The sequence below is a fragment of the Kitasatospora sp. McL0602 genome (assembly GCF_052076145.1).
Lineage (GTDB): Bacteria > Actinomycetota > Actinomycetes > Streptomycetales > Streptomycetaceae > Kitasatospora.
In genome coordinates this window covers 5787821-5799713 of record NZ_CP197246.1, presented here as the reverse complement: position 1 = coordinate 5799713, position 11893 = coordinate 5787821, and the positions used below count along the sequence as shown (strand labels likewise).

At 70.4% G+C, this 11893-nt stretch carries 8 protein-coding genes and 1 pseudogene; 4 read left to right on the top strand and 5 right to left on the bottom strand.

The genetic code is table 11. The features are described 5' to 3' along the window. Positions 1–13: 13 nt before the first annotated feature. Complete coding sequence (locus ACR68M_RS26360) at positions 14–1099, top strand: DNA glycosylase AlkZ-like family protein (protein WP_441246604.1); 1086 nt, start codon at positions 14–16, stop codon at positions 1097–1099. A gap of 18 nt (positions 1100–1117) precedes the next feature. On the opposite strand, the gene ACR68M_RS26355 is transcribed toward ACR68M_RS26360, so the two are convergent. Continuing rightward, positions 1118–1504: a DUF3052 domain-containing protein gene (locus ACR68M_RS26355; RefSeq protein WP_441246603.1), complete on the bottom strand. Its 387-nt coding sequence runs from the start codon at positions 1502–1504 to the stop codon at positions 1118–1120. Between the two features lie 6 nt (positions 1505–1510). Beyond that, positions 1511–2146, bottom strand: a complete 636-nt coding sequence (locus ACR68M_RS26350; protein WP_441246602.1) for a dienelactone hydrolase family protein — start codon at positions 2144–2146, stop codon at positions 1511–1513. Between the two features lie 129 nt (positions 2147–2275). On the opposite strand from ACR68M_RS26350, the gene ACR68M_RS26345 reads away from it, so the two are divergent. The 3 genes from ACR68M_RS26345 to ACR68M_RS26335 all read left to right on the top strand — a co-directional run bounded on the left by ACR68M_RS26345 (position 2276) and on the right by ACR68M_RS26335 (position 9744). Then, on the top strand, positions 2276–3691 hold the full coding sequence (locus ACR68M_RS26345; RefSeq protein ID WP_441246601.1) for a lipase family alpha/beta hydrolase: 1416 nt from the start codon (positions 2276–2278) through the stop codon (positions 3689–3691). Beyond that, positions 3688–9000 carry a hypothetical protein gene (locus ACR68M_RS26340; RefSeq protein ID WP_441246600.1) on the top strand — a complete coding sequence of 1771 codons (5313 nt, stop codon included), beginning with the start codon at positions 3688–3690 and terminating at the stop codon, positions 8998–9000. The genes ACR68M_RS26345 and ACR68M_RS26340 overlap by 4 nt, the downstream gene beginning before the upstream one ends. Positions 9001–9255: 255 nt before the next feature. Next, positions 9256–9744 (top strand): hypothetical protein, encoded by a 489-nt coding sequence (locus ACR68M_RS26335; RefSeq protein ID WP_441246599.1) that lies wholly within the window; start codon positions 9256–9258, stop codon positions 9742–9744. Here ACR68M_RS26335 and ACR68M_RS26330 read toward each other — a convergent pair. The 3 genes and pseudogenes from ACR68M_RS26330 to ACR68M_RS26320 all read right to left on the bottom strand — a co-directional run. Then, positions 9687–9892 (bottom strand): annotated as a pseudogene (locus tag ACR68M_RS26330) (IS21 family transposase); the annotation flags it as partial. The gene ACR68M_RS26335 and the pseudogene ACR68M_RS26330 sit on opposite strands and share 58 nt — an antisense overlap. Positions 9893–10066: 174 nt before the next feature. After that, on the bottom strand, positions 10067–11122 hold the full coding sequence (locus tag ACR68M_RS26325; RefSeq protein WP_441246598.1) for a pentapeptide repeat-containing protein: 1056 nt from the start codon (positions 11120–11122) through the stop codon (positions 10067–10069). 86 nt (positions 11123–11208) lie between these two features. After that, a complete protein-coding gene (locus ACR68M_RS26320; protein WP_441246597.1) occupies positions 11209–11850 on the bottom strand; it encodes a TetR/AcrR family transcriptional regulator in 642 nt (213 codons plus the stop codon). Between the last annotated feature and the right edge of the window lie 43 nt (positions 11851–11893).

The window sequence follows — 11893 nt, the reverse complement described above, 5'->3', positions numbered from 1 at the left end:
GTAACCTCCGGGCATGGCGACTCTTCGGCTCGATCGTGAGGAGGCCCGGCGCATCGCCGTCCGGGCCCAGCTGCTGGACGCACAGCGGCCGGACGGCCTGCTGGAGACCGTCCGGCACCTGACCCTGCTCCAGATCGACCCGACGGCCGCCGTCGCGCCGAGCGCGGACCTGATCGCCTGGAGCAGGCTGGGCCCGGCGTACCGGCCCGAGCAGCTCCGGCAGGGCCTCGAACAGGACCGGACGCTCTGGGAGTGCAACGCGATGGTCCGTCCGATGGACGACCTGCGGCTCTACCGCGCCGACATGTCGGCCGTGCCCAGGAGCGACAAGGCACGGGAGTGGCTGCGGGCCAACGAGACCTTCCGGCGTGACGTGCTCGACCGGCTCGGCTCGTCAGGGCCCCTGCTGTCCCGGGACATCCCGGACACCAGCGTGGTGGCCTGGCCGTCGACGGGCTGGACGAACAACCGCAACGTCACGAAGCTGCTGGAGATCCTGCTGCTGCGCGGCGAGGTCGCCGTCACCGGGCGCCGGGGCAAGCAGCGCGTGTGGGACCTGGCCGAGCGGGTCTACCCCGCCGACCAGGCCGAGGCCCCGCCGGAGGCGGAGGCCCGGTGGCTCCGGGCGGAGCGGCGCCTGCGGTCGCTGGGCATCCAGCGCGCCAATGCGCCCGGGAGCCCCGCCGAGCCGGGCGAGGTCGGCGAGGCCGGGCAGGAGGCGGTCGTCGAGGGCATCCCGGGCACCTGGCGGGTCGACCCGGCCGCCGTCGGGCAGCCCTTCGGCGGGCGGACGGTGCTGCTGTCCCCCTTCGACCGGCTGGTGCACGACCGGGTGCGGCTCCAGGAGCTGTTCGGCTTCGAGTACGTGCTGGAGATGTACAAACCGAAGGGCCAACGGCGCTGGGGCTACTTCGCACTACCGATCCTGCACGGGGACGCCCTCGTCGGGAAGCTGGACGCGGTGGCCGACCGCAAGGCCGGGACGTTCACGGTGCACGCCGTCCACGAGGACGTCCCCTTCACCCCGGCCGTGGCCGAGGCCGTGCACCAGGAGATCCAGGAGCTCGCCGCCTGGCAGCAGCTGCGCGTCGTCCGCTGACGGCGCGGGCCCGTGCCGTCAGCGGCCGCGCAGTTCCTTCCGGATCACCAGGCGCAGCCCGCTGTACGTCTCGTCGATCGCGCACACCTTGTTGTCGACCAGGCCCGTCGGCAGGGCGACCTCGCGGATCACGTCCTCCCCCAGGTCGGTCGGGATCTTCGCGGCCTTCTTCGGCCAGGCCACCCAGAGCCCGGCGGCGGGCCGCATCACCGCCCGGAAGTCGGCGAGGCGGGCCTCGAACTCCGCGCGGTCGGCCGGGTACCAGACGGCGACGTCGAAGGGGCCCAGCCGCCGACGGGCCCGGACACCCTCCCCCAGGTCGGGCGAGCCGCCGACGACCACCAGGTCACAGCCCGGCCGGACGCCGAGCTTCTGCACCAGCGGGGTGCCCGAGTACCCGGCCACGGGCCGTCAGCCGTCCAGCTCCGCGAGGAAGTCGAGCGCCCCGGCCCAGGCCGCCTCGGCGGCCTCGGCGTCGTAGTCCGGCAGCTCGGGGTCGGTGAAGATGTGCCCGGCACCCCGGTAGCGGTGCACCTCGACGTCCGCGCCGATCTTGAGCATCCGCAGGTACCAGGTGTTCAGCCAGTCCTCGGGCTCGAACGGGTCCGGCTCGGCGACGTGCAGCTGGACGGGGACGGAGGTCGAGGCGTCGTCCCGGATGTCCGAGGTGCCGTGCAGGAGCAGCAGCCCCCGTGCCTTCTCGTCCGCGAGCGCGAGGTTCTGAGCGACGGCGCCGCCGAGCGAGAACCCGGCGTACACCACGCCCTCCGAGCCCGGCGCGAGCAGCGGCGCGACGGCCGTGATCGCCCGCCGCAGCAGCTCGTCCAGCGTGACCTGCTCGTGGTAGGCCATCCCGTCCTCGACGGTGTCGAAGACCCGCCCGTCGTACAGATCCGGCACCAGCACCTGGTGCCCGGCGGCGCGCAGGCGCTCGGCGGCGTCGTGCACGGCGGGCCGCAGGCCGTACGCGGAGTGGAAGAGGACGATCTGAGCCACGGGTGGGTTCCTTACAGGGCTACGAACAGCTGAACCTCCATCATCACGCATCGCACCGGCACCACCCGTCCGAGACCCGGGTTGTCTCGATTTGGCTACCGGGCGTACACCGCCCGCGCCGCTGTGGTGCGATCGGCTGGCGCCGGCTGGCACCGGCTGCCAGGGATCGAGGGGAACGACATGGGGCGCAGGCACCTGCTGTACGTACTGCCGGGGATCGGTGGCAGTGTGCTGGAGCGGCCCGGATCGGGCGGGAAACCCGCGAAGACGCTGTGGGACGCAGGCTTCGGCGACATCGCCGGGCTGCTGGCCCGGCCGGGCCGGCTGGGCGTGGACGAGCCGCTACGGCCGACCGGGCTGATCCGCTCGAAGCGGCTGCTGCCCGGGTGGACCGTCGTCCCGGGCTACGAACAGCTGGTGCAGCGGCTCCGGGCGCTGCCGGGGGTGACGGTGGACGAGGGGCGCCCGGACGGGCGCAACCCGGCGGCGGACGTGGTGCTCTTCCCGTACGACTTCCGCCTCGGCGTCGCGCACGCCGCCGAACTGCTGGCCGCCGACGTCCACGACCGGCTGAAGGACGTCAGCCCCGCCGAACGAGCAGGCCGGGTGGTCGTGCTGGCCCACTCGATGGGTGGGCTGGTCGCCCGCTACTGGCTCGGCCCCTTGCAGGGCGCGCCGCTGTGCCGGGCCCTGATCACCCTCGGCACCCCGCACCGCGGCGCCCCCAAGGCCCTGCACCTGCTGGTCAACGGAGTCAGGCTGGCCGGGGCGCGGCTCAACGGGGTGAGCGACCTGCTGCGCGAGTGGCCCTCGGTGGCCGAACTGCTGCCCCGCTACCCGGCCGTCTGGGACAGCACCACGAACACCGCCCGCTACCCCCACGAACTGCCGCTCGGCGGGCTGGGCCCGGCCTCGAAGGCCGCCTTCGCCATGCACGAGGAGATCGAACGGGCCTGGCAGGAGCTGCCCCGCACCGGCACGGAACCACAGGTGGTGCCCCGGCTGGGCTGGAGCCACGACACGGCGGGGTCGGCGCTGTGGGACGGACGCAAGCTGACCGTCGGCAAGGCCCTCCCGGCCTGGCTGGACCTGGCCGGCTGGGAGCAGGACCACGGCGACGGCACCGTCCCCGCGATCTCCGCGGTGCCGCTGGAGCTGAGCGGACACGACACCTCCGGCTGGCGGGTCCGCGACCGGCACGGGCCGATCGTCTCGGCCCCCTGGATCCCCGGCCTGGCCCAGGCCTACGAGGAGCGGCAGACCCTGGCAGCGGTGCGGGGCGACGAACGGGAGGCCGCCCTCGGCCTCGACCTGGAGGAACTCCACCAGCCGGGGCAGCCGATCCCGCTGCGGGTCCGGCTTCGCGGCGACTCGGTCCCGGGGCTCCCCGACACGGTCTGGGCGGCCGTGAGGTCGACCGAGGGTACGGGGACTCGACTGGACGTTCGACTGGACTGGGACGAGCGCGCAGGCTGCTTCACCGCCGAACTGCCCGCCCAGCCACCGGGCCTGTACGACGTACGGGTCAGCGCGCGGGCGGTGCCCGGTGTCGGTGATCTCAGCGCCTCCGACACCGTCGCGGTGGTGGCCCCGTGAGCACCTGGCCCCGCTGGTCCCTGCACGGCGAGCCCGCCTCACTCGCCAAGTACGTCCTGCCCGACGAGGTCGCCGCCCTGGTGCAGCTTCCCGGCCCGTCGGCGGGCAGCAGGATCGCCCAGGCACAGGCCGTGTACGAGGCCCTGGCGCGCGCAGGCGTCACGTACTCCCACGAGGCGCCCTCCGACGAGCCGGGGCGTCAGGTCATCCGCGAACCGGCCGAGGTGCTGTGGTCCCCCCGGCACGCCACCTGCCTGGACCTGGCCCTGATCCTGGCCGCCGGCTACCTGCACTCCGGCCTGCACGCGCTCGTCCTCGTCCTCGACGCACCCGACCAGGGCCGGGCCGGCCACGCCCTCGTCGGCGTCTGGATCGACGACACCGACGGGTACCGGCTTCCGGACGAGGACGTGTGGCTCACCCGGCCGGAGGGGTGGGACGAGCTCGCCCAGGGTGAGATCGACGGGCCGTCACGACCGCTGCTGCTCCTGGACCCCGTCGGCCTCGCGCACGCCCTGCCCGCCTCCCCCATCCTCGGCACGGGCGCCGCCTTCCCCGAGGCCGCCCGCACCGGAGCCCACTACGCGGCCACCTGGACGTGGCGCCTCGCCGTCGACATCGGCCGGGCCTGGCGCGGGCCGGACACGCACACTCCCGCCCGGCGCCCCGACGACCAACCGCTGCGCTCCCCCTACCTTCCGTGGGACGCCCAGACGTACCGACCGTTGCAGATGCTGCGGGCCGAACACGCGGTGGTGCCCTTCCAGGCCCGCGACGAACTCACCGTGCTCACCGACTGGTGCCACAGCATCGCGACCGGACCGCACACCGGGATCGTGGTCGTCCACGGAGTCGGCGGCGCAGGCAAGACCCGCCTCGCCCTCGAACTCGCCCACCGCCTGGCCACCCGCGACGGCTGGTACACCGGCTACCTGCGCGAGAAGCCGGACGGCCGCGACTGGCTCGGCACCGTCACCTCCCCCATCCTGGTCGTCCTCGACTACGCCGACGCCCGCACCGCCGACGCCGCAAACCTGCTGGCCACCCTCAAACGCCGCACCGAGCGCGGCGCCGTACCCGCCGTCCTGGTCATGACCGCCCGCTCCACCGACGGCCAGTGGCTCGCCACCCTGCGCAAGACCTGGGAACGCGACGGCCACCCCTGCCGCGAGCACCCACCCCTGCACCTGCCCCCCGAGCACCCCGACGGCACCGCACTCTTCCGCCGAGCCGTCCAGGCCTTCCACCCCGGCCCCGCCGCTCCCCCGACCATCGACACGACCCCCCAGGACTGGACCACCCTCGACCACATCCTGCTCGCCATGCTCGCCGCCCGTGCGTCCGACCAACTCCCCACCAGCCGCGACGAGTTGTACGAGGAGATCCTCGCCCACGAACGCGACTACTGGGCCCAGACCTACCGGAAGACCGCCGGCACCGTCGCCGACGCACCCCTGGACGTCCTCAACCGCGCCGTCGCCTGCCTGACCCTGCGCAGCCCCACCACCCGCGCGCAGACTCTCGCCGCGCTGCGCACCGTGGCAGAACTCTCCGACGACGCCCAGTGGCGGGAGACCGTCCGCACCACCCTGACCACCTGCCTGCAACCGGGCCCAGGTGAGGCGCTGACCCTCCGACCGGACCCCATCGCCGACCACCTCACCCTGTACGAACTCCGCGAGGACCCCGAGCTGCTGGGCAGCGCCTTGGACGGCCTGGAGCCCGAGGCTCTGGTGGGCGCGCTACGTCAGCTGAACCGCGCCGCTGCTGCCGACCCTGCGGGGACGGTCCGGATGCTCACGGACTGGGTCGTGACCGGACCCGACCGCTGGCACCCCGTACTGGAGGTCGCCGCCGAACTGGGCGGCATCGCGCTGGCTGCCCTCCACACGCTCGTTGACGCCGCGCCAGCACACCCTTGGCTCGACGAACTCTCCCGGGCCATCCCATTCAATGCCGTCGGACTTCCCCACCTCGGACTCCAAGTCGACACCCGGCGCCTGGAGATCCTGCGCGCCGGTGACAACCCGACATCTGTCGAGATCGCCGAACTCCTACAGCGGCTCAGCCACCGGCAGGGGAATGTCGGTGACCGGACGGGTGCACTCGCCTCCATTGCCGAAGCCGCCGACCTCTACGGCAATCTCGCCAAAATCAGCCCCACCGCCCTCCTCCCCAGCCTCGCCAGCGCCCTCAACAACCTCTCCAACTACCAGAGCGATACCGGGGACCGGGCGGCAGCGCTCGCCTCCGGCACCGAAGCCGTCAACCTCTACCGCGACCTCGCCAAAACCAGCCCCACCGCATTCCTCCCAGACCTCGCCAGCGCACTCAGCAACCTCTCCAACCATCAGAGCGACTCTGGGGACCGGGCGGCAGCGCTCGCCTCCGGCACCGAAGCCGTCAACCTCTACCGCAACCTCGCCAAAACCAGCCCCACCGCATTCCTCCCCAACTTCGCCATGTCACTGAACAACCTCTCCAACCACCAGAGCAACACCGGGGACCGGGCGGCAGCGCTCGCCTCCGGCACCGAAGCCGCCGAGCTCTACCGCAACCTCGCCAAAACCAGCCCCACCGCATTCCTCCCCAACTTCGCCGGCACCCTCAACAACCTCGCCAACCGGCAGAGCGATACCGGGGACCGGGCGGCAGCGCTCGCCTCCATCACCGAAGCAGTGAAGATCCGCCGCGACCTTGCCAAAACCAGCCCCACCGCATTCCTCCCCAGCCTCGCCATGTCGCTGAACAACCTCGCCAACCATCAGAGCGACTCTGGGGACCGGGCGGCAGCGCTCGCCTCCATCACCGAAGCCGTCAACCTCTACCGCGACCTCGCCAAAACCAGCCCCACCGCATTCCTCCCAGACCTCGCCAGCGCCGTCAACAACCTCTCTATCCGGCAGGGCGAAGCTGGCGACCGAGTGGCAGCGCTCGCCTCCATCACCGAAGCCGCCGACCTCTACCGCAACCTCGCCAAAACCAGCCCCACCGCATTCCTCCCAGACCTCGCCGGTGCCCTCAACAACCTCGCCAACCACCAGAGCAACGCCGGAGCCCGAGCGGCAGCGCTCGCCTCCATCACCGAAGCCGCCGACCTCTACCGCAACCTCACCCAAACCAACCCCGCCGCATTCCTCCCCAACCTCGCCGGCACCCTCAACAACCTCTCCGTCCAGCAGAGCGATACTGGGGACCGGGCGGCAGCACTCGCCTCCATCACCGAAGCCGCCGACCTCTACCGCGACCTCGCCAAAACCAGCCCCACCGCGTTCCTCCCCAACCTCGCCAGTGCCCTCAACAACCTCTCCGTCCAGCAGAGCGATACTGGGGACCGGGCGGCAGCGCTCGCCTCCAGCACCGAAGCAGTGAAGATCCGCCGCGACCTCGCCCGAACCAGCCCCGCCGCATTCCTCCCCAACCTCGCCAGTGCCCTCAACAACCTCGCCGTCCAGCAGAGCGAAGCCGGCGACCGGGCGGCAGCACTCGCCTCCATCACCGAAGCCGTCAACCTCTACCGCGACCTCGCCAAAACCAGCCCCACCGCATTCCTCCCAGACCTCGCCGGCGCCCTCAACAACCTCTCCAACCGGCAAAGCGGCACTGGGGACCGAGTGGCAGCGCTCGCCTCCATCACCGAAGCAGTGAAGATCCGCCGCGACCTCGCCCGAACCAGCCCCGCCGCCTTCCTACCCAGCCTCGCCATGTCGCTGAACAACCTCTCCAACCGGCAAAGCGGCACCGGGGACCGGGCGGCAGCGCTCGCCTCCATCACCGAAGCCGCCGACCTCTACCGCGACCTCGCCAAAACCAGCCCCACCGCATTCCTCCCAGACCTCGCTGGCGCCCTCAACAACCTCGCCAACCACCAGAGCAACGCCGGAGACCGGGCGGCAGCGCTCGCCTCCGGCACCGAAGCCGCCGACCTCTATCGCAGCCTCGCCAAAACCAGCCCCACCGCATTCCTCCCCAACCTCGCCGGCACCCTCAACAACCTCGCCAACCACCAAAGCAACACTGGGGACCGAGCGGCAGCGCTCGCCTCCATCGCCGAAGCCGCCGACCTCTTCCGCGACCTCGCCAAAACCAGCCCCGCCGCCTTCCTCCCCAACCTCGCCATGTCGCTGAACAACCTCTCCAACCACCAAAGCAACACTGGGGACCGAGCGGCAGCGCTCGCCTCCATCACCGAAGCCGTCAACCTCTTCCGCGACCTCGCCAAAACCAACCCCGCCGCCTTCCTCCCCAACCTCGCCAGTGCCCTCAACAACCTCTCCAACCGGCAGAGCAACGCACACAGTTCATCTGCCGCCTGGCAGGATGCCCTTACCGTCCTTGAAGCGCACTCTCTAGCACAGGCTGAACTCCGAGCCCATTACGCCAGCTACCTCACCGGGCACGCTGACACAAGTCTCGCCACCAACCAACTGGTCATCGCAGCCTTGGCAGCCACCAGCGGCGACCTCCAGGCGCTGAGCCGCGCCCGACACCAGATCCGCGACACCGCAATCAGCCTCGGCATCTTCACCGCCGACCTCCCTGACTGGGCCACCGACCCATTGCCGGAGGAGAGCCTGCTACTCCTGGACGAATGGGCCCAAGCAACCGACTGGCCCGGCATCGAGGCATTCCTCCGCACTCACCACGACCAGCTCCTGTCACCGGAGTTCCGCCACCACCTGCACCTGGCCACAGCCCTCTTCCCCGGTGACCAAGCCATCGACAGCCTCACCGCCGTCCTGGCCGAAGCCGACACCGACACGCTCGATGCCGTCCTGGAACGCGGACGACGCGACCACGACGTACAACTCCTGCTCCACACCTGGGTCGACACCCCTACCTGGGCCGCCTCCAGAGACTTCCTCGACCAGCACGGCAGCGCCCTGCGCACACCCGAGATGCATGCCGCCCTCTCGGCCCTGGACGCTCCGGCCGCCCGCCAACATCTCGCTCTCCTCCAACTGGCCGACCACCTGGCCCTCGACGAGGTCTACGCAATCGCCGCCGACCCGGCCACCGCCACCGACCACGCCTTCGACGCCATCGACCAGGCGGACATCCCACGCCTCCGCCAAGTCCTCGACGCCCGCCCGGACCTACTCACAGGCGTCGTCGGCGCGTTCCTCGCCTCCGTCGTGACCATCGCCGACGGCGACACCGAACAGGCCCGCGAACTCGCGCAGACTATCGCCGAGCACGGAACCGACATCCAGCGCCGCGCCTACGCCATCCGCCTCCGCAGGCTCGCCCGACTCGCCCCCGAGGCAGCCGGCGCCACCGAGCTCGCCGACCTGATCCACCCCGGATAGTGCGCTGCCGCATAGGTTCGCCGGGTTGTGGCTAGCGATGTTGCGCCTCGGGGCGGCTGGATATCGGGAGACGTTCGGTGCCGAGCTGGGTGGCGCGGTGGCAGAGCCGCTCTGCGGCGCGTCCACACGTGATCCGCATCGGCCGTGCGGCCCTGCGCTGGCTCCTGACACGACGCAGCGCCACCTTTCAGCGCAACAAGACGGGGAAGGTACAACTGAAGTGACGCGGGACCGTCATCGTGAAAGTCTTCGGGCATGCCTGAGTTGCGTGAACATCCCGACCGTCCGGTCAGGCTGCTCGGTTTCTGGCGGTCCTCGGAGAACCAGGAGCTGCCGAACCCCGCTGATCTTGTTGATCCTGCGTGGGACGAGGCCGAACGGCTGTCGGTCGCGGACTATCTGGAGCACGGGCAGGTCGCCGGATACTGGATGGGGTCATCGAGGTGTCGGCTGTGTTCACGCTCCAACGGGTCCCGCGACTTCACCGATGGCTACTACCTCTGGCCGGAAGGGCTCGCCCACTACGTCCTCGACCACGGAGTCAGGCTGCCAGCCGAATTCATCGACCACATCGAACTGCGACGCGAAGTCCTGGACGAGTTGGAGAGGGATGTCGCGTGGTGGCGCGAGAATGCCGCCCGTGTCGAGCAGGACCGAGTAGCCGACGTGTGCGGCTTTGACACCGAGCCCGCCTGCCTCGGCACCACCGACACACTCGCTTCGGGGAAGCACAGGTCGCACTGAGCTATCTCGCCCGGTTCGTAGTCACCCGGTCGACCGGGGCGATGCTCACGTACTCGAGCCCGGATCAGGGCCAGCTCCCTCTTCAGCGGCGACAGCGAGTACGACCAACCAATCCGCAGACCGGGGTCGGCACCCTCGGCCATTCGGATCAGCCGGTGAGCGAGGCGCAACAACGTCGAGCTGAGCTTCACGCCGACCAACGCCCGTTCTGGTTGGGGGCGGTTCGAGTTGGCGAGCTTGATCTTCGGCAGCGGTCCGAAGTGGCCCAGAGGCGCGAAACGAAGCCTGCCGCACCAATCCGGCGAACCTCCGGGTCGGAGCATTAGGCGGTGTCCAGGTGGTGCGTGATCAGGACGCCTGTAGGTGGCTGGTCAGCATCGAACTCCGGCGGCTTGGACCAGTCCATGATGTCAAGGAAGTTGACCTCGCCACCGGCGAACTCCGCAGCGCGGAAGTGGACCCGCCCGCCGACGAACTTGGCGTGGTCGAAGCAGACCAGACCAGCGAAAAATTTGGCCTCCTCGAAGGAGACGGTGCCACCGCTGAACGTGGCATCGGGAAAGTAGACCTGACCGCCTTGGAACTCTGCGGCCCAGAAACCCACGACGCCACCGGCGAAGTTGGCGCCATGGAAGGCGACCTCCCCACTGGAGAACTTGGCGCGCTCAAAGATGACCGTGCCACCAGTGAACCTTGCGCGAGTGAAGTCGCCGCCGTCAAAGACGGTTCCGGTGAAGTCGAAATCGTGTCCGCACCACGAAACGGCTGCGTCGTCCCGAAGGTGGGCGGTTATGACACGTATGACGGTGTGGCGGACCTCCCGGGTGTGAAGCCACCCGACGTACCCAGGGGAGGGCTCGGCTGGCGCCAGCGGGTACGGCATGCGCAGGTAGGCGCACAGCACGTCGATGCAGGTCTGTCGATGGGCTTGCCAGTCATCTGCGAGGCCGGCCATTGCGTACACTCCAGCCAGGCGTACCGCGGCATGTTCGTGCCCGAGTTGACCCGCAGCTGAGCTGAACCGCTCATTGAACATCCTGCTACGTTCACGATCTTCTTTGGACTGGTCGAGTTCGTGAGCGTACTCGGCGAGCCGCTGTCGCCGATAGGCCATGACAAGCGCCACGAGGCCGCCCGCCCCCGCCACCAGAGCGAAGCTGACCTTCAGAAGATCGAACAAGGTGCCCGCCGACACCTGAGGTTCCCTTTTGATCTCGCGAAACCCGAGCAGGACGACTCCGATGAGCGTTGCCCCGATCAGCACGAGCAGCGCCACAACGATGGCCAACGCGAGAGCCCAGCCGATCGGAAGTAGCCTCAGGCGTCCACGGCCCGAAGTTGCCCGCCTGCCTGGTGGATCCGCCTGGCTGCCGCTCATCCCCCGAGCGTAATAGCGCGGCGGGCAGTAGCGACCAGAACTTGTCGGATCCGATGGGAAGGACGCCCCCACACCAACAACGGTCGTCAGATGCCGCGTTCGATCATGTCGATGAGCAGCTGGCCCGCCTCGTGGGCCTGGGTGGCGTGCAGGCCGCGCAGGGGGCCGTCGATGATGAGGGCGGCGAGGCCGTGGACGGCGGACCAGGCGAGGAACTCGGCGCCGGGGCGGCGGTCCTCGGGCATCAGGCCGACTGCCGTGAGGTCGTCGAGGGCGGCGCCGAGGAGTTCGAAGGGGGTCTTGCCGCTGTCTCCGGCGGAGGTGTCGGCGGCGGCATAGGCCATGTCGGCGGGGACGTGGAAGGCCGCGCGGAAGAGGCCGGGCTCCTCCTGGGCGAACCGGAGGTAGCCGGTGCCGACGGCGCGGAAGCGGGCTCGGGCGGCGGCTGTGGGGTCGGCGGTCGGGGGCAGGGCGGCCTGGTCGGCCTCCATGGCGCGGGCGACCTGGGCCATCGCGGCCTGGGAGACGGCGTGCAGTAGTGCGCCCCGGTCGGCGAAGTGGCGGTAGGCCGCGTTGGGCACGACGCCCGCCTGCCGGGTGACGGCCCGTAGGACGACGGCCTCCGGCCCGCCGGTGCGGGCGAGTTCGAGGCCGGCCTCGATCAGCGCGTTGCGGAGGTCGCCGTGGCGGTAGGTGTCCCGCTTCGGGTTCTCGGCGTCTGAGGCCATCTCAACTCCAATGTGGACAGCAATGTGGACAGCATCCACTTTG